Below are 18,601 nucleotides of genomic sequence, written 5' to 3'. Positions count from 1 at the left end.
TATCAATGGCTAACCGAATTCTGATTGTGGACGATGCTGCATTTATGAGAATGATGATCCGTGACATATTGGTCAAGAACGGATTCGAGGTTGTGGGAGAGGCACAGGACGGTGCGCAAGCAATCGAGAAATTTAAAGAACTTCGTCCAGATCTGATTACGATGGATATTACGATGCCGGAAATGGATGGTATCGCTGCGCTGAAAGAGATTAAAAAAGTCGATGCAAACGCAAAAGTGATTATGTGCTCTGCCATGGGCCAGCAAGCGATGGTGATTGATGCGATCCAGGCTGGAGCCAAGGACTTTATCGTTAAACCGTTCCAATCGGACAGAGTCATTGAAGCCATCAATAAGACGCTTGGCGTATAAGGATTCTTCTTATGATGATGGCAGCTTCTGATGGATTAGGCTCAAGTAGTACTACCGGGTATTATTTACAGTTGTTTTATGTCTTTATCGTACTTGCCATCATCGTTGCGTTGATCGTGTTCCTGATTCGCTTTCTCAGCAGAAAGAATCAGAGCTGGATGCAGGGCCGCTCCATTCGTACTTTGGGTGCGGTTGGGATGGGCCCTAACAAATCCCTTCAGCTCGTCGAAATTGGGGGCAGTATCTATGTGATCGGAGTTGGCGAAGACGTCCGGTTGGTGGACAAAATTTCTGATCCAGCTGAAGTTGCGCTTATCCAAGCTGCATTTGAACAGGATTCTGGAATACATAATGGGGCACTGCCGCCTTTTGTAACGAAACTGGCGGCAAAACTCCGTAAAGGTAAACCACCGGAAGAAATGGAATTGGACGATACATCTTCTTTCCATGAAGTGTTCGAATCCAAGCTGCGCAGCGTACCGAACCGGAAAGAAAAGGTCGAAGAATTGCTGCGGGAGGATCATAAAGATTCATGAATAAAAAGATCTCGTACGCTATCGCGATTTTCATATTGTTTGGATTTCTGTTTACCCATACGGCATTTGCGGATCCGATTCCAAACATCGATATTCAAATCGGCAATGAGGGAGACACACCGGGGACAAGCTCCTTGTCCTTGATACTCCTGATCACCATTCTTAGCATTGCACCGGCGATCCTAGTGCTGATGACGAGTTTTACAAGGATTGTTATCGTGCTTGGCTTTGTCCGTACTTCGCTCGGCACACAGCAAACACCGCCAAACCAAGTGTTGATCGGCCTGGCTCTGTTCCTTACCTTATTCGTAATGGCTCCAACGTTGTCGTCGATAAATGATGTAGCGCTGCAGCCCTATCTTAAAGGTGAGATTACCCAAGCGGAAGCGCTGGATAAGGCTCAAGATCCAATGAAGAAGTTCATGTTCGCGCACACGCGGGAAAAGGATCTATTGTTGTTCATGAATTACACAGGCGCAGAGAAACCCGAATCTTACGAGGATATTCCATTAACGGTTTTGGTACCGGCATTTGCCATTAGTGAGCTGAAGACGGGCTTCCAAATGGGCTTTATGATATTCATTCCGTTTCTGGTCATCGATATCGTGGTCGCCAGCGTGCTGATGGCGATGGGTATGATGATGCTGCCGCCGGTCATGATCTCGCTGCCATTCAAGATTTTACTCTTCGTTTTGGTAGACGGCTGGTATCTGGTAGTGAAATCCATGCTGATGAGCTTTAACACGTAGCAATAAGCGGCAAGTAATTCGAATACAGGGGGACTCGCCGTGAGCGCTGAATTTATTATCGGTCTGGCAGGACAAGCGGTTTATATTGTGCTCCAGGTGAGCGCACCGATGCTGGTTCTCGCATTGGTTGTCGGACTTATCATCAGTATTTTTCAAGCGACAACACAAATCCAGGAACAGACGCTGGCTTTCGTACCAAAAATTATAATCGTTCTTATAGCATTACTGCTGTTTGGTCCTTGGATATTAACGACGTTAGTGGATTTTACCCACGGTATTTTGGACAATCTCTACAAATATATCGGATAGGCTGAGTGTCCATGGAATGGTTGCAGCAAAGTTTACCTGTTTTCATGCTTATTTTTTGTCGAATAACAGCTTTTTTTGTAATATCGCCAGTGTTCACTTCACGCGGTATACCTCCTTCTTACAAAATAGGCCTTTCGGCCATCATCGCCCTGATCGTATATTTTTCGTTCGGGCTCGGAGAAACGGTTCCGCAAGATCTGTCTTACGTCATATTAATTGTCCAGGAAGTATTAGTGGGACTGCTGCTTGGTTTCACTGCTTATCTTTTTATGGCCGTCGTCCAAACGGCAGGAGCGTTAATTGACATTCAGATCGGGTTCAGCATGGCAAATGTCATCGATCCTTTTACAGGGGCTTCCACCCCATTAATCGGCAACTTCAAGTATTATCTCGCTCTATTGGTATTCCTGAGCATGAATGGTCACCATTATCTGCTCGATGCGATTATGTACAGCTATGATTGGATTCCGATCACGGGTGATGTGTTTGGGAAGATCCATGACGGCAATGTGACGGATTTTCTCGTCCGGACATTCTCGCACTCTTTTGTACTGGCACTTCAAATGGCGGCTCCGCTGGTAGCAGCCCTGTTCCTGACGGATGTCGGGCTTGGATTTCTGGCAAGGACGGCACCGCAGTTCAATGTGTTTGTGATCGGGATTATCGTCAAAATCATCGTTGGACTCGTGCTGCTGATGCTGCTCATGCCGATGCTGGTGTCACTATTTGATCATCTGTTTGCCAAAATGTTTGAAGCGCTCCGGCAGCTGCTCGGCGTTCTTGGCGACGAGCCGACTTAAGGAGGATGGAGGTGAAGCGGATGTCATACCGGTATCCGGTCGACTTACAGCTGTTCGCTGGCGAAAAGACGGAGAAAGCCACGCCGAAGAAACGCCAGGATACACGTAAGAAAGGCCAAGTTGCCAAAAGTATGGAGGTATCGGGTGCATCGGTTTTGCTGGCCGCATTCTTTTGCTTGTTGATTTTCGGCGGTTATATGAGAGACCGCACCGTTCGACTATTTACCGACGTTTATATTAATCGGCTCTCCATGGACGTAACGAAAAACAATGTGATGCAGTTGTTCGGGGAGTATGGTGTACAAATCTTGCTTCTGCTGGCGCCTTTGTTCATTTCGATTTTCGTTATAGCGCTGGTCGCTAATTATTTGCAGGTCGGTTTTATGTTAACCGGCGAGACGCTGAAAATGCAGTTCAGCAAAATCGATCCCATCAAGGGGTTCAAGAACATATTCTCGATGCGTTCGTTGGTCGAGTTTTTGAAATCGGTCATTAAACTGACCATCATCGGTTACCTCGTGTACACCACATTGTGGGCTGCCAGGGAAGGATTATCGTCCTTGTCGACGATGGGACCTGACACCATTTTTCATTTCGTGTCCGATATTACCATGTCACTGGGTTTCAAGATTGCCATCGGGCTGATCATTCTGGCCGTTTTGGATTACATGTATCAGAAATATGATTACGAAAAAAACATTCGAATGTCCAAACAGGACATCAAAGACGAGTACAAGAAGATGGAGGGCGATCCGCTGATCAAAGGAAAGATCAGGGAACGCCAGCGTCGGATGGCACTTCAGCGGATGATGCAGGAAGTCCCGAATGCCGACGTTATCATCACGAACCCGACCCACTTTGCAGTGGCGATCAAATATGACGGGTCCATGATGGAAGCACCGCAGATCATTGCGAAGGGTCAGGATTTCATGGCCTTGCGGATTAAAGAAATAGCGAAGGAACACGGAATTATAACGATGGAAAACAAGCCGCTGGCACGCGCTTTGTACCAACGGTCGGAAATCGGGGATTCGATTCCGGGAGACCTGTTCCAGGCCGTAGCGGAAGTGCTGGCCTATGTATATAAACTAAAAGGTAAAGTGAAATAATTAGGGACCGGAGGCGTCAGTGCAGTGAAAATAAAAGATCTATCTGTCCTTGCGGGTGTCATTGGCATCGTACTCATGATGATTCTTCCGATCCCGGTATGGCTGCTCGATGTACTCCTGATTATCAATATCTCGCTGGCGCTTATTATTTTGCTGGTGGCCATGAATACGAAGGAAGCCTTGGACTTCTCCATCTTTCCTTCCTTATTGCTCATCACGACACTATTTCGTGTAGCGCTTAACATTTCGACTACGAAGCTGATCCTGTCCGAAGCTAATGCGGGTGAGGTTGTAGCCACGTTTGGTAAGTGGATAGCAAATGGCGAAATTGCGGTTGGATTCATCGTCTTTTTGATCCTCGTTGTCGTACAGTTCATCGTCATTACCAAAGGCTCGGAGCGGGTTGCCGAGGTTGCGGCAAGATTTACGCTCGATGCGATGCCTGGTAAACAGATGAGTATCGATGCGGATCTGAACGCAGGTTTGATCAATGAGCAGCAAGCCAGGGAGCGCAGAAGAAAAATCGAGCGGGAAGCCGACTTTTACGGGGCTATGGATGGTGCGAGTAAATTCGTTAAGGGTGATGCCATCGCCACGATTGTCATCATGCTGATCAACCTGATCGGCGGGTTTATCATCGGGATCTCGATTCATGGAATGTCATTTGGAGACGCGATGAGCACATATTCCATCCTGACAATCGGGGACGGATTGGTCAGTCAGATTCCGGCGCTTCTAATTTCCACTGCAGCGGGGCTGATTGTTACAAGAGCTTCTTCGGAAGGGAACCTGGCGGAGGATCTGACAGGGCAGCTCTTCTCATACCCTCATCTATTGTACATTGTTTCAGGTACCGTTCTGTTGCTAGGGATTTTCACACCCATTCATCTGATTACGACCGCACCAATTGCACTCGTCTTATTTATTGCGGCGAGGACGATGCAGAACAATCTGGACCGCAAGCAGGTCGAGGTGGAGCAGCTGGAGGAGGAACAGCAAATCGAAGAGGTTCGAAGTCCGGAAAGCGTGATCAATCTGCTGCAGGTTGACCCGATCGAATTCGAATTCGGGTATGGGTTGATTCCGCTCGCAGATGCGCAGCAGGGTGGAGACTTATTGGACCGGATCATTATGATTCGGAGACAATGTGCACTTGAGCTGGGACTCGTCGTACCGGTTATCCGAATTCGCGACAATATTCAACTAAAACCGAACGAATATGTCATAAAAATAAAAGGGAATGCTGTCGGCGGCGGTGAATTATTATTAAATCACTATCTTGCCATGAGCCCTGGGTACGAGGATGATTCCGTAACGGGGATCGAAACGACCGAACCGGCTTTTGGGCTACCTGCTCTTTGGATAGATGAAGCCATGAAAGAGCGAGCGGATCTTGCGGGCTATACCGTTGTCGATCCACCGTCCGTTGTGGCTACCCATTTGACCGAGTTAATTAAGAGACATGCCCATGAGCTGATTGGACGCCAGGAGACCAAGGCATTGGTTGACAACATTAGAGAAAGCTATCCGGTCCTTGTGGATGAGCTCATTCCTTCCGTGCTGACCATTGGAGAAGTGCAGAAGGTATTGGCTAAGCTTCTCCGCGAAAAAATCTCGATCCGGGACATGGTCACGATTCTCGAGACGCTTGCGGATTATGGACATTACTCGAAAGATCCCGATGTCCTTACCGAATATGTAAGACAAGCCCTCTCGCGCCAGATTACCCAGCAATATGCTCAAGAGGGAGAGGCCATGCGGGTCATCACGGTTGGACCACAGCTGGAGAAGAAGATCGCCGAAAGCGTCCAGCAGAGCGACCAAGGAAGCTATCTTGCCATGGACCCGGCATCGACACAGAGTGTGTTTCAGAAGCTCAGTGAACAGGTTAACCGGATCATTCAGATGGGACAGCAGCCTGTTCTGCTTACCTCACCGGCCATAAGAATGTATTTAAGGCAGGTCATTGAACGAAGCATGCAGGATATTCCGGTGTTGTCCTATAGTGAGCTGGAGCCGAACGTCGAAATTCAAAGTGTCGGAGTGGTGAACTTATGAGAGTGAAGAGGTATATCGTCGACACGATGCCTGAGGCGATGCAGCACATTCGTACGGATTTGGGTGCGGATGCCGTCATACTGAGTACGAAGGAAACCAAGGTAGGCGGATTCCTGGGTATGTTTACCCGTAAGAAGATCGAGGTGATCGCGGCAGTAGAACAAGCGGAGAAATCCAAAGGTTCTGCTCCGATAAAGTCCAAAGTTACGCCTTCTGTACCTTCTGGTGCCGTACCCAAGGCTTATCAACGAACAGCAGAAATTTCGAAGCCAGGTTCACAGGCTTCCACGATTTCTGTGAATAACACGGATACAGCTTCCGGCGTACAGCATGAGGACGACTATAGTCGTTTTGCAGAGATTCTCAGCCAGGTTGCAGCTTCCGAGGAGATGGTTGACAGGCAAAAGGACGAATTGGACCACGCGCAACACCCTGCAGCAGCTGCAAAAGCAGCGATGCGAAGCGATCAAACGGAAACAGCAGTGTCTGTTGAATCTGTTAAGTCATCCCGTGGGAGACAGGAGGAGCCTTTAAGTTCCCGTCTGGGAATTAGCGAATCCGAACAAAGAGTCCTTGAAGAGCTTAAGGAAATGAAGGAATGGATTGCGCGATTATCCAGGCAAAATCTTGAAGCGCAGCATCTTCCCGAGCCGCTGCAAAGCATTCGGGATCAGCTGCTCAAGCAGGATCTTTCGGCCAAGCTGACGGAAGAGTGGCTCACAGCCGCGGAGGAAGCCTGGAAAGCTAATCATATGCAGATGAGCGAGGCCGAGCTGCAGAACGTGATTTACAAGCAAGCCGAGGCGTTCCTTGAGGGTCGTATCGGCGGCGGGATTCAGCCCGAGACGCGGATTGTGTATATCGCCGGACCGACAGGGGTCGGCAAGACAACCACGATCGCGAAGATCGCTGCAGAGCAGCTGTTCCGTAACCAACGCAAGGTAGGTCTGATCACTTCCGATACGTATCGGATATCTGCCGTTGAACAGCTGCGTACCTACGCATCCATTCTCAATGTGCCGATGGAAGTCGTGCAATCGCCTGGTGATATGCAGCGGGCCCTTCAGAAGCTGCAGGATTGTGATTTGGTGTTAATGGATACAGCGGGTCGGAACTACCGGAATGAGCTGCTCGTTTCCGAGCTTCAAAGTTTGTTCTCCCATTCCGATCAAAGCGAAACCTATCTGGTGCTCAGCTTGACTTCCAAGAGCAGCGATATGATCGAAATCGCGGATCATTTCAGCAAATACGAACTCGATAAGGTCATTTTCACGAAGATGGATGAAACCGGAAGCTATGGCTCCTTGTTTAATCTGATTGATGCCCATAACCTTCGCTTGTCCTATATGACCAATGGTCAAAATGTGCCGGATGATCTGTTGATGGCCGATAGTGAGCGGTTATGCCATCTGCTGCTGGGAGAGATTCGTACATGACGGATCAAGCTCATTCGCTTCGCAAGCTGGTTTCTTCCCAGCAGTCAGGGAACAGCGGTATGGCAACATCTCCAAGAACTGCCAAGATTATAACGGTCAGCAGCGGAAAAGGCGGGGTTGGCAAATCCAATTTCACACTGAATTTTGCGCTGACTTTGCAGTCGATGGGCAAAAAAGTATTGGTGTTTGATGCCGACATCGGGATGGCAAACATTGACGTTCTTATGGGCGTAAGCTCCCGGTACAGCCTATATCATCTCATTCGCCGGGAGAAGAGCATTGAAGAAGTGATTCAGTACGGGCCGGACAGGCTTCCCTACATTGCTGGAGGTTCCGGTTTGGCTGACATGATGTCCCTGTCTGAAGAGGAAATGAATTATTTTATTTCACAGATTGAAATTATTTCCTCGGAAATGGACTATATCATCTTTGATACAGGAGCTGGCTTATCCAAGGAAAATATGAAATTCATCACGTCCGCTGATCAATGCCTTGTCGTCACGACGCCGGAACCGACATCCATTACGGATGCCTATGCCTTAATCAAGGTGGTACACGGCACGGAATACCAGGTTCCGTTCAGCCTGATTGTCAATCGTGCGGGTGATGAACAGGAGGCTCGGGAAGCTGCTAACAAAATCATTTTGACGGCCCAGCGTTTCCTGGATATCGACATCAAGCTGCTCGGTTCGATTGCCGATGATACGCATGTTGTCCAGGCGGTTAAGCGGCAGGTCCCGTTCACAGCAGCTTATCCGCGATGTAACGCTTCTAGTGATATCAGACGGATCGCGCTCCGCTACATGACCGTTCCTGCTGCCACAGAGCCGGAAGCTCCGAAGGGAATCAAAGGATTTATGCATCGGTGGCTCAAACGTACGAAATGATTCTTTGCTTGGATTAATGGAAACTGAGGTGGACATCTATGAAGCCTTTTCGTGTGCTTGTCGTTGACGATTCCGCATTTATGAGGAAAATCTTTTCCGATTTCATCGAGCGCGACCCATCTTTTCAGGTTGTCGGAACAGCTGATAACGGGCTTGATGCCGTTCGGAAAGTAAAGGAATTGAATCCGGATGTCATTACACTGGATGTAGAAATGCCGGAAATGAACGGCCTGGATGCTCTGAAATTAATTATGGATTCGGGCCCCCGTCCGGTCATTATGTTGTCCGGCATTAATGAGCAAGGCATGAAAGAGACCATTCTTGCCCTTGAGGCAGGAGCATTTGATTTTATACGAAAGCCTTCCATTTCTAATGCGCTTGATATTGAGCAGGTGCGTTCAGAACTAATGAAGCAACTGAATGCGGCGATGCAGGCTAAACAGCGGAGGGCATTGTGGGAAGAAGAAGAGCAGAGACGACGGAGCGCGGACATAACGCTTCCTCTTTCGCCAAAGCCTTCTGACAAAACGCTGAACAAGAAGCCGCAGGTGAATGAGACTAAAACGACGGTCAGCGAGACTGACCAACGGAGCAAACTAAAGGATTCACCTCGTATGCCGTCATCTCGGACTGTTGAGAAGAAGGTGTCTACTGCTACGGAAGGAGCAGAGCCCTCTGGATCAAAGAGAAAACGGGCAGATCGTAAGCCAGTTACGGACTTAGCTCCAGTCGTGCTTCCAGAGAACGAGAGTCGTCAGCGCCATGAAGCAAAGATACCGCAGTCAACGGAATTGACGGATTTGGTTGCGGTGGGCTGTTCGACCGGCGGGCCAAGAGCATTGAAGGCTTTTCTCGAGCCCATTCCCGGTGACTTCTGTGCCCCGATTGTCATCGTTCAACATATGCCGCCGAGTTTTACCAAATCGCTTGCACAGCGCCTGAATTCATTCAGCCAGCTGGAGGTCATGGAAGCAGAACAAGGAATGGTATTGGAACCAGGCAAAGCCTACATTGCCCCGGGAGGCAGCCATATGAGGGTTTACCGCTCGGACAGCGGCACTTACCAAATTAGGATAAGTGAGGATGAGACCCGCAACGGTCACCGTCCATCCGTAGATGTGCTGTTCGAATCCCTGGTGCCGTTGACCATGATCAAGCGTCATGCGGTACTGATGACCGGCATGGGAAGCGATGGAGCGAGAATGATGAAGAAGCTTTACGATACAGGGGTGACATCGACCTATGCGGAGAGCGAGCAAACCTGCGTCGTATACGGGATGCCGAGATCAGCTGTTGAGCTCGGATGCGTAAGCCACGTTCTGCCACTTCATGATATTGCACCTAGAATGGTTCAAGCTGTAAATAACGGAAAGTGAACTTGAAGAGGAGGTGTCTCTCAATGGACATGAATCAATATTTGACAATGTTTATTGATGAGTCAAATGATCATCTGCAATCATTAAATGAAAACATGCTTCAATTAGAAAGCAACCCGGACGATATCGGGATCGTACAGATTATTTTCCGATCGGCTCATACGCTCAAGGGTATGGCAGCAACGATGGGATACGAAGATCTGGCTTCGCTTACCCACCAGATGGAAAACGTGCTGGATCTTGTCCGGAACGAAAAGCTAAAGATGCAGGATTTTATCTTTGACACGCTCTTCAAAAGCTTGGACGCTCTTGAATCGATGGTGCAGGATATTACCGAAGGCGGGGACGGGAAAGCGGATGTTTCCTCTATCGTGGCTTCCTTGCAGTCGATTGTACGTGGAGAAGGAGCTTCGACTGGCGGTGGTGCTGCCGAAGTGGATAACTCCGTTGCGGCCGTCCAGGGAATTGAATTGGATGAGTTTCAATTCTCCGTGCTTGATCAATCGATTTCGGAAGGACATAAGGTTCTATATATACAAGTGACATTGCGAGAGGATTGCCAACTCAAGGCGGTTCGTGCCTACATGGTATTCGAAACGCTGGAAAGATCCGGGGAAATTGTCAAGACGTATCCGGACGTTCAAGAGATTGAACAAGGTGAATTCGATCGCGTATTTTCGTTGTATTACATAACACAAAGAGAAACGCAAGACATTGAAAGCCAGATTCTTGGCGTTTCGGAGATCGAGACGACTACGGTTGTGGCGCTCGATCATGAATCTTTGCAGCAAATGGTTCAGGAGAGCGCGGCTACAGCAGAAGCTGTTAAACCGCAAGTTTCAGAGGGAGCTCCAGCGGCGACGGTTTCACCGGAAGCCAAGAGTACTTCTGCACCTGCCAAAGAGTCCAAGGCACCTGCCCGAAATGCAGGGGGAGGTAATCCTTCGAGAACGATACGGGTTGATATTGAGCGGCTGGATGTATTAATGAATCTGTTCAGTGAACTGCTGATTGACCGGGTACGGCTAGAACAATTGGCCAGTGAGTCCAAGAATCAGGAACTGACGGACACCGTTGAGCATATGAGCCGCGTGAGCAGCGATTTGCAGAATATCGTCCTGAAGCTGCGCATGGTCCCTGTGGATACGGTGTTTAATCGTTTTCCTAGGATGGTACGGGACCTTGCCAAAACATTAGACAAGAAGATTGATTTGATTATTACCGGGGCTGAAACGGAGCTGGATCGTACGGTTATTGATGAGATCGGTGACCCGCTGGTCCACTTGCTGCGGAACTCGGCAGACCATGGCGTCGAACCCGTAGCCGACCGTATCGCTGCCGGTAAACCGGAGACCGGTACCGTGCACCTGCGTGCGTTCCATAGCGGCAACAATGTTTTCATTGAGATTGAGGATGATGGACGCGGTATCTACCGTGACAAAATTCTGAAGAACGCATTGGCAAAGGGCGTTGTTACGGAGGCTGAAGCAGCGACCATGACCGATGACGAGGTCAATCAACTGCTATTTGCACCGGGATTCAGTACCGCAGAGAAAATCTCGGATGTATCAGGCCGAGGCGTTGGGCTTGACGTTGTTAAATCCAAAATCGTTGCTCTGGGCGGTAACGTCACCATCTACTCGACACCGGGAAAAGGCACGAACTTTTCCGTTCAGCTTCCATTAACGCTGTCTATCATTGCAGCTATGCTGATTCGGATGGGATCCGAAAAATATGCAATTCCGCTTTCCTCCATTGTTGAAACGGGCATCATCAAGCGTGGACAAATCAAACATGTTCACGGCAGCCGCATGATCCAGTTCCGGGAATCGCTGATTCCGGTCATCTCGCTCAGCCGTCTGTTTGAAGTTCCGGATTTTGACGAAGAGCTGGAAGAAGAAACAGAGATCGTTGTAATCCGCAAGGGGGATCGTTTGGCGGCACTCACCATCGATGATTTTATCGGACAGAGTGAAATCGTCATTAAGAATCTCGGTAAATATCTCCCTGCCATTCAGGGGGTATCCGGAGCAACCATCCTAGGGGATGGACAAGTCGCTCTTATCATTGACGCAAATGCATTTATCAAATAAAGGGTTGCTATTACGCACGGCAGGCCACACATTTTGAAGGAGGACTTATCATGGGAGAAGAAATCAAGGTTATTGTCTTTAAACTTGGCGAGGAAGAATACGGCATCGAGGTAGACAAGGTTCAGACCATTGAGCGAATGATGCCCATTACGCGTGTTCCCAAGACCTATGCTTTCGTAAAAGGGGTTATTAATCTTCGAGGTGTTGTCATCCCTGTAATTAATTTGCGCGGCCGTTTTGGATTGGACGAGGTTGAAGCAACCGATCAAACGCGGGTAATCATCGTAGCGGTCAATGACATGCAGGTAGGCTTTATCGTGGATTCCGCCAGTGATGTAATCGATCTGAATACGGACAGCATTGACTCTCCACCTGAGGTGGTCGGCGGAATTAAAGCGAAATATCTTCGCGGTGTCGCGAAGGTAGGAGAGGAGCGCCTTCTCGTTATGCTGAATCTGTCCGAAGTGCTGAACAAGAGTGAGATTATTCAGTTGGAAGGCCTTGAGGAGTAGACAGTGGAGCTGTTTAAGCATGGCAAGGAAATCAAAATGGATGTTTTGAAGGAAGTAGGAAACATCGGAGCGGGCAATGCGGCAACCGCCCTCTCCCGCTTGCTTAACAAACCTATTGATATGGCTGTTCCAAAAGTTCAACTCCTGCCGTTTGAACAGATTGCTGAAAGTGTAGGGGGGAGCGAACAACTCGTTCTTGCCGTATTTTTAAGGGTAGAAGGCAGTGCGCCGGGCAATCTCTTCTTTATTATGAGTCCGGAAGCCGGGAAGAATTTGCTGCAGAATCTGGCGGGTTTTGAAGTTTCGGATGAGGAGCAATTCTCCGAGATGGAGCAGTCCGCATTATGCGAGATCGGAAACATATTGTCAGGCTCGTACTTATCGTCGCTCGCTGATTTGACCAATCTGTCCATGACACCTACGGTGCCGGCTCTCGCAATGGATATGGCAGGTGCCATCTTAAGTTATGGACTGCTGCAGTTCGGAGAAATGGGAGACGATGCCCTCTTAATCAACACGACGTTCCTAGAAGGGCAGAACGAGGTGGAAGGCCAGTTCTTCCTGATACCTGATCCACAATCATTTGCTCAAATTTTCGAAGCTTTAGGAGTGCCTTTAGAGCATGATTGAAGAACAAAGCATAGTGAAAGTAGCCATGGCGGATCTGAACGTCGCAGGTCCAAACGGTATTTTGCGAACAACGGGACTCGGCTCGTGCGTCGGACTGACGTTGTATGATCCGGTGACGAAGATTGGTGGAATGGCGCATGTGATGCTTCCATCTTCAGCGATCGCCAGAGAAGGGCAGCTGAATCTGGCAAAATACGCCGATACGGCTCTTCCGATCCTGTTGAACAAGATGAGGAATTTGGGTGCTTCTCCGGCACGTATGGTAGCCAAAATGGCAGGGGGAGCTCAAATGTTTGCTTTTGCCGGATCCGGTGATACCATGCGCATTGGACCTCGTAATGTGGAGTCTTGCAAGGCTGGGCTCGAGCAGATGGGGATTGCGCTAATTGCCGAGGATACCGGAGGAAATTACGGAAGAACCGTTGAGTTGGACTGTACAACGGGTAAGTTTACAATACGAAGCGTACAAAAGGGCATAAAGGAATTGTAGCTAATGGGAAAACTCCGTTTTTATCTGATGACTGGAATTGTCGGATTTGTGTTCACATTTATTTTCTCCATACGTAACAATCTGTGGATGACTAGCATGTATCGGGCTCTCATTGCATGTGCGATTTGGTTTCTCCTGGCGTTCCTGTTGAATTGGATGTTTGCTGCCATTACGGGTCCGCGAGCCACTGTTCAAGGGGACGACGACACGCAGCGGGAGCAAAACCGAGGAACTGTTCTTGATTTATCCACCCCTGATGAGGATCGGGAATTGATGGATTTAATCCATTCCGAATCCAGCAGCAAAGAGAATGGAGACTTTGTACCGCTAAATCCTCCTAAGCTGGTTTCAACGAAAGAACCCGAAGAACTGGCCAAGGCCGTTCGTCACCTTACGGAAGAATAAGGAGGGTGAAGGCAATTGGACGAACGTAAAGCTTCTGTGCTAAATCATGCGGATTTATGGAGCGCATGGAAGGAAGATGGAGACCATGAAGCGAAGAAGAAACTAATCGAATATCATTTGCACATCGTTGACTATGTTTCAAGCCGTTTGGCCATCGGTCTTCCGAAGAACGTTTCTAAGGGAGATTTGGCCAGCAATGGGGTAATGGGTCTGATTGACGCTATCGAGAAGTTTGATTACAAACGAGGGCTGCAATTCGAAACCTATGCTTCTTGGCGTGTGCGTGGGGCCATTCTGGACTCGCTGCGTCAAGGGGACTGGGTGCCTCGTTCCGTCCGCGAGAAGGCGAAGAAGATTGAAACTGCATATCAGCAGTTGGAACAGAAGTATTTACGCAGCGTCAGTGATTCCGAGATGAGTGATTACCTTGACGTGACCGAGAAGGAGTTCCGGCACATGCTGCAGGAAGTAGCGGTCATGACATTGACATCTCTGGAGGATCCGATCCGCGAGGAGGAGTCTGAGACCCGAATGTCGCTCCTGGTTGATGAGAAAGCGAAGAATCCGGATCATAAGGTCCATGAATTTTACCTGCGAGAAGCCCTGATGAAGGGTATCGGTAAATTGACCCCGAAAGAGCGGACCGTAGTTTCCTTATTATATTATGAGGATTTATCACTCAGTGAAATTGCTGAAGTGATGTCGCTATCACCTTCACGAATATCTCAGCTTCATTCCAAAGCGATATTGAGACTTCGGGGCGCGCTCGATAAAGATCGGGATTTGCTGATGCAAAACGATTGACGCTTGCCATTTATGAAGGGGGTTCCTGGATTGTCTGTAGATTATGCATTGGATCAGTACTTTAGCGTTACGCTATCGGATGACAAGGTCGTCGCCTATATACAGTTCACCAAGTGGGAGAAGGATTTCTCTTGCTCTGTAGAAGCTCTTGAGCAATTTCTGAGAAGTCACGAGGTACGATATGGACTTCAACATGATACGTTGCGGCGAATCGCAGATCATGCGGAGGAATATCAATATAGTAGAACGCCGATTGCCATGGGAACGGAACCTGTGCACGGACAGAACGGCAGAATCGAATTTACCGTTAATTTTGGGAATGAGACGAATCTGAAGCCGCTGGAGATCGAAGATGGCAAAGTGGATTATAAAGAAGTGATTCGTTTAAATAATGTAAAGAAGGGGCAGCTGCTTGCCAACCGAATCCCCCCAACGAAGGGAGTCCCCGGAACTGCGGTGACCGGAGAGGAGATTCCGAGCAAACCGGGAAAGGAAGCTCATTTCAAGGTTGGGAAGAACGTTGTTGTTAACGCGGAGAAAACTGCAATGTACGCTGCGCTTGACGGACTCCTCACCAAAACGGAAAAGGGAAAAATCAATGTGTTTCCGGTATATGAGATTAACGGGGATGTTGATTACAGTATAGGCAATATCGACTTTGTCGGTACGGTGGTCATTCGCGGCAATGTGCTTACCGGTTTCAGAATCAAGGCAGCAGGGGATATCCGAGTCACTGGCTTTGTGGAGGGAGCCGAGCTGGAGGCTGAAGGTTCGATCGATATATCCGGCGGAATCATCGGTTACAACAAGGGTTATGTAAAGGCGGGTCAGGATGTCAAAAGCTCGTTCATCCAGGATGGAAACGTCATCGCCGGTGCTAGCGTATTCGTCTCGCAGAGCATCATGCACTCCAATATCCGGGCGGTCCAGAATATCGAATGCAACGGTATGAAGGGCCTTGTGGTAGGCGGCATTTTGCAGGCGGGGGAAAAAGTGGTTGCCCGAACGATCGGAAACAGCATGTCGACGGCTACCGTAGTTGAAGTTGGTGTGCTGCCCGAGCTGCGGAATGAACTGGCAGATCTTAGAGCCCAATTGAAGCAGTCATTAGAAAGTATGGACAAAACCGATAAAGCGCTTTATCTCCTGAATCAGTTAGCTTCCTCGGGTCAATTGTCGCCAGACAAGTTGGCGCTGCGAATCAAGCTGAATGCAACCAAGAAATCCAACATGGCAGAACAAGCCGATATTAAGGACCGAATGCTGGAAATCGAGAAGATGCTTGAGGATACCGGCAAAGCAAGAGTGAATGTGGTAAAGACGATCTACGGCGGAGCCAAAATTGTCATAGGGCGGTATACCCGCTTTGTTAAGGACCCCACGCAGCGGGTTTCTTTTTACTATCATGAAGGGGATATCACCATGGTGCCGCTCTTGTAGGGATAGAACATACGTGTTAAATGCTTGTGGACATGATCCTATATCATGAGGTGATTCCATTGAGTTTGAAATCGGTTGAGATGCAAATTGCGGTCCCCAGAACCAATGAAGCGGGCAAGATGCATAATGAAACCCAGCAGCGCCCGATGAATGATCAGACGCTGCTTGCGGGTGAGTTAAACAAGAACAGCCGTGCGGAAGCCCAGCGAAGCACGGAAGTGAGTGAGACGGCGGAAACAGCCGTGCGCGATGACGGGAGTCGTCAATCCTCTGGGCAGCAGCAAGGCCGGGGAACGGCGGAATCGGGCGAGATCGTGGAGCAGCCGGCAGAGCATCCCTATAAAGGCAAAAATTTCGATGTTTCGCTCTAGATAATTTATAGGCACAAAGGAGTTAATGGATTTGAAACCATGGATATATATCGTGCTGCTTGGCATTGCCGCCGTGCTGTATGCTTTTATGCTGCCGAAACGCCGTGAAGAGACCGTGTCCAGCGAGCGGGTTGTCAAAGAAGTGGAGAACACGCTTGAAGGATATATGGCGGAAATCCAGAATGAGAACGAACAGCTGGTGGAACTGGTTAGTCAGATGAAGAAAGAACTTGATGCCAAGCAGCAAGCACATCAAGAGCAGGTCAGTGATTTGCGGCAGCGCATGCTGGCCATGGAGCAGAAAATGACCGATTCGCAAACGCGAATTCGAACGGCGGAAGAGAAGCTGGCGCAAGCCGCCGAGGCCGATTCATTGTCTGCAGGAGCGGCTGCAGCGGCTTCCGAGGTTGAACCTGCACCTCCTGTCCATTCCATCAAATCCAGATACACGGAGCTGTTTGATCTATATGAACAAGGAAAGTCCATCGATATGATTGCCAAGACCACGGGGCTTCAGCGAGGCGAAGTTCAACTTATTATCCAGTTGGCCAAACAGGAGGAATCCGTGTGATCAAGAACCGTACATTTATGATGGGCCTGGGGAGCGGTCTCGTGATCGGCGCGGTGCTGCTTCAGCTGATGTGGATCGGTCAAGGCACCACCGCAGCAACGACGGAGGAATTAACGAAGGAGCAGCTGATGGCTGCAGCGGAAGCCATGGATATGCAAGTTTTCGAAGGCTCGGAAGAACTGTTGACAGCGGAGCAGTGGGAAGAGAAACGGCTTTCTGCTGGCGCTGGTGAGTCCGAAGGAGCCGATCCTGCACAGAGGACGGGGACGGAAAAGCCGGAAGCACCGCAGCAGCCGGAGAAGCCTGAAACAGGCGTGGATAAGAAACAGGAATCTCCCCGGGTGACGAATCCGGCGGAGCCGAAAACACCTGCCAAAGCGGAAGCGCATATTAAAGTTAACATTCAATCCGGAAACAATCTCAGTGATGTGGCAAACAGTCTTTTGAATGCTGGCGTCATTGACAACAAACAGGCATTCATCACTAAAGCTACCGAGAATAAAATCAATACCAGGATCCTGAGCGGTACATACTCGTTCACGGCAGGTGAGAGCTACAATTCGATCATCACGAAGATCACTACAAAACCCTCCAACTAGCACTTCGGTTGAGAGTGGTTTTTTTCTTTGCGGGATCTGCTTGCAGCCGTTGATAGAATGGACCTGATCAAGCACACAAAAGACATTGCAACCTGCCCATGGTTATGTTATAGTAATTGACGGTGTTAAAACACACGCTAGAGTGATTTCGTTAAGGGTGCTTCCAGGACTGGGAGTCTTAATGAAAAATGATCTTGGCGGAGGGACACACAAAAACCAAACTTAGGAGGTGCGTGAAGATGGCAGTAATTTCCATGAAACAGCTTTTGGAAGCTGGCGTTCACTTCGGTCACCAGACTCGTCGCTGGAACCCGAAAATGGATAAATTTATCTTCACTGAAAGAAACGGTATCTACATTATCGACCTGCAAAAAACGGTCAAGAAAGTTGAAGAAGCATTCAACTTCGTAAAAAGCGTAGCTGGAGAGAACGGTACAATCCTGTTCGTCGGCACGAAAAAACAAGCTCAAGATTCCGTGAAGGAAGAAGCAGAGCGTTGCGGCATGTACTACATCAACCAACGTTGGCTCGGCGGAACTTTGACTAACTTCGAAACGATCCAAAAGCGTATCAACCGCTTGAAGCAGCTCGAAACTTGGGAAGAGGACGGCACGTTCCAAGTATTGCCTAAGAAAGAGGTAATCCTTCTCCGCAAAGAGAAAGATCGTCTTGAGAAATTCTTGGGCGGTATCAAGAACATGAAGGGTCTTCCAAGCGCATTGTTCGTTATCGATCCTCGCAAAGAGCGTATCGCAGTAGCGGAAGCTCGCAAATTGGGTATCCCAATCGTTGGTATCGTTGATACGAACTGTGATCCGGATGAAATCGACTATGTAATCCCAGGTAACGATGACGCGATCCGCGCTGTTAAATTGTTGACTGGTAAAATGGCCGATGCCGTTGTTGAAGCTCACCAAGGCGAAGAAACAACTGCTTAATCGGGATTAAACGTATAAACCATGAATTAAATGAAAAGGGTGGTTGGTAGGTGTATAACCTCTCACTGCCCTTTTTTTAAGATGTTAGAACGGATAACGTGCGTATAACGTGTGGAA

The 18,601-nt window shown here is 48.8% G+C and carries 21 protein-coding genes; all 21 read left to right on the top strand.

The window, feature by feature from the left end:
- Nucleotides 1-5 precede the first annotated feature (5 nt).
- Nucleotides 6-371: a response regulator gene (locus tag PLA01S_RS12640; RefSeq protein WP_006211317.1), complete on the top strand. Its 366-nt coding sequence runs from the start codon at nucleotides 6-8 to the stop codon at nucleotides 369-371.
- 11 nt (nucleotides 372-382) lie between these two features.
- The gene (locus PLA01S_RS12635) at nucleotides 383-907 is read left to right on the top strand and encodes a FliO/MopB family protein (RefSeq protein WP_100538066.1); all 525 of its coding nucleotides are present in this window, start codon (nucleotides 383-385) and stop codon (nucleotides 905-907) included.
- Nucleotides 904-1,656, top strand: a complete 753-nt coding sequence (fliP, locus tag PLA01S_RS12630) for a flagellar type III secretion system pore protein FliP (RefSeq protein ID WP_127592513.1) — start codon at nucleotides 904-906, stop codon at nucleotides 1,654-1,656. The genes PLA01S_RS12635 and fliP overlap by 4 nt, the downstream gene beginning before the upstream one ends.
- A 39-nt stretch (nucleotides 1,657-1,695) precedes the next feature.
- Nucleotides 1,696-1,965 (top strand): flagellar biosynthesis protein FliQ, encoded by a 270-nt coding sequence (gene fliQ / locus PLA01S_RS12625; protein ID WP_100538064.1) that lies wholly within the window; start codon nucleotides 1,696-1,698, stop codon nucleotides 1,963-1,965.
- Between the two features lie 11 nt (nucleotides 1,966-1,976).
- Nucleotides 1,977-2,765, top strand: coding sequence for a flagellar biosynthetic protein FliR (gene fliR, locus PLA01S_RS12620; protein ID WP_127592512.1), 789 nt, complete (start codon nucleotides 1,977-1,979; stop codon nucleotides 2,763-2,765).
- Nucleotides 2,766-2,785: 20 nt separating this feature from the next.
- Nucleotides 2,786-3,874 carry a flagellar biosynthesis protein FlhB gene (gene flhB, locus PLA01S_RS12615; RefSeq protein WP_127592547.1) on the top strand — a complete coding sequence of 363 codons (1,089 nt, stop codon included), beginning with the start codon at nucleotides 2,786-2,788 and terminating at the stop codon, nucleotides 3,872-3,874.
- Between the two features lie 24 nt (nucleotides 3,875-3,898).
- On the top strand, nucleotides 3,899-5,932 hold the full coding sequence (gene flhA / locus PLA01S_RS12610) for a flagellar biosynthesis protein FlhA (RefSeq protein WP_127592511.1): 2,034 nt from the start codon (nucleotides 3,899-3,901) through the stop codon (nucleotides 5,930-5,932).
- Entirely contained in the window at nucleotides 5,929-7,368 is a 1,440-nt protein-coding gene (gene flhF / locus PLA01S_RS12605; protein WP_127592510.1) for a flagellar biosynthesis GTPase FlhF, read from the top strand. The genes flhA and flhF overlap by 4 nt, the downstream gene beginning before the upstream one ends.
- Complete coding sequence (locus tag PLA01S_RS12600) at nucleotides 7,365-8,255, top strand: MinD/ParA family protein (protein ID WP_127592509.1); 891 nt, start codon at nucleotides 7,365-7,367, stop codon at nucleotides 8,253-8,255. The genes flhF and PLA01S_RS12600 overlap by 4 nt, the downstream gene beginning before the upstream one ends.
- A gap of 38 nt (nucleotides 8,256-8,293) precedes the next feature.
- Complete coding sequence (locus tag PLA01S_RS12595) at nucleotides 8,294-9,631, top strand: protein-glutamate methylesterase/protein-glutamine glutaminase (protein WP_127592508.1); 1,338 nt, start codon at nucleotides 8,294-8,296, stop codon at nucleotides 9,629-9,631.
- Nucleotides 9,632-9,654: 23 nt separating this feature from the next.
- A complete protein-coding gene (locus PLA01S_RS12590; protein ID WP_127592507.1) occupies nucleotides 9,655-11,724 on the top strand; it encodes a chemotaxis protein CheA in 2,070 nt (689 codons plus the stop codon).
- Nucleotides 11,725-11,774: 50 nt separating this feature from the next.
- Nucleotides 11,775-12,236: a chemotaxis protein CheW gene (locus PLA01S_RS12585; RefSeq protein WP_071220099.1), complete on the top strand. Its 462-nt coding sequence runs from the start codon at nucleotides 11,775-11,777 to the stop codon at nucleotides 12,234-12,236.
- A 36-nt stretch (nucleotides 12,237-12,272) separates the two neighbouring features.
- Nucleotides 12,273-12,866, top strand: a complete 594-nt coding sequence (locus PLA01S_RS12580; protein WP_251035541.1) for a chemotaxis protein CheC — start codon at nucleotides 12,273-12,275, stop codon at nucleotides 12,864-12,866.
- Complete coding sequence (locus tag PLA01S_RS12575) at nucleotides 12,859-13,356, top strand: chemotaxis protein CheD (RefSeq protein WP_100538055.1); 498 nt, start codon at nucleotides 12,859-12,861, stop codon at nucleotides 13,354-13,356. The genes PLA01S_RS12580 and PLA01S_RS12575 overlap by 8 nt, the downstream gene beginning before the upstream one ends.
- A gap of 27 nt (nucleotides 13,357-13,383) precedes the next feature.
- Nucleotides 13,384-13,761, top strand: a complete 378-nt coding sequence (locus PLA01S_RS12570; protein WP_246059460.1) for a hypothetical protein — start codon at nucleotides 13,384-13,386, stop codon at nucleotides 13,759-13,761.
- Nucleotides 13,762-13,776: 15 nt separating this feature from the next.
- Complete coding sequence (locus tag PLA01S_RS12565) at nucleotides 13,777-14,565, top strand: FliA/WhiG family RNA polymerase sigma factor (protein ID WP_071220103.1); 789 nt, start codon at nucleotides 13,777-13,779, stop codon at nucleotides 14,563-14,565.
- Between the two features lie 30 nt (nucleotides 14,566-14,595).
- On the top strand, nucleotides 14,596-16,005 hold the full coding sequence (locus PLA01S_RS12560) for a flagellar assembly protein A (RefSeq protein WP_127592505.1): 1,410 nt from the start codon (nucleotides 14,596-14,598) through the stop codon (nucleotides 16,003-16,005).
- Between the two features lie 59 nt (nucleotides 16,006-16,064).
- Nucleotides 16,065-16,376: a hypothetical protein gene (locus PLA01S_RS12555; RefSeq protein WP_127592504.1), complete on the top strand. Its 312-nt coding sequence runs from the start codon at nucleotides 16,065-16,067 to the stop codon at nucleotides 16,374-16,376.
- 25 nt (nucleotides 16,377-16,401) lie between these two features.
- The gene (locus PLA01S_RS12550) at nucleotides 16,402-16,947 is read left to right on the top strand and encodes a DUF6115 domain-containing protein (protein WP_127592503.1); all 546 of its coding nucleotides are present in this window, start codon (nucleotides 16,402-16,404) and stop codon (nucleotides 16,945-16,947) included.
- A complete protein-coding gene (locus PLA01S_RS12545; RefSeq protein WP_127592502.1) occupies nucleotides 16,944-17,546 on the top strand; it encodes an endolytic transglycosylase MltG in 603 nt (200 codons plus the stop codon). The genes PLA01S_RS12550 and PLA01S_RS12545 overlap by 4 nt, the downstream gene beginning before the upstream one ends.
- 239 nt (nucleotides 17,547-17,785) lie before the next feature.
- Nucleotides 17,786-18,484, top strand: a complete 699-nt coding sequence (gene rpsB / locus PLA01S_RS12540) for a 30S ribosomal protein S2 (RefSeq protein WP_071220108.1) — start codon at nucleotides 17,786-17,788, stop codon at nucleotides 18,482-18,484.
- Nucleotides 18,485-18,601 lie beyond the last annotated feature (117 nt).

This window comes from Paenibacillus lautus NBRC 15380 (assembly GCF_004000945.1).
In the GTDB taxonomy this organism is placed as follows: Bacteria; Bacillota; Bacilli; order Paenibacillales; family Paenibacillaceae; genus Paenibacillus_AQ; species Paenibacillus_AQ lautus.
Note: the sequence above shows the minus strand (reverse complement) of the source record. Positions and strands in the feature narration are given on the sequence as shown.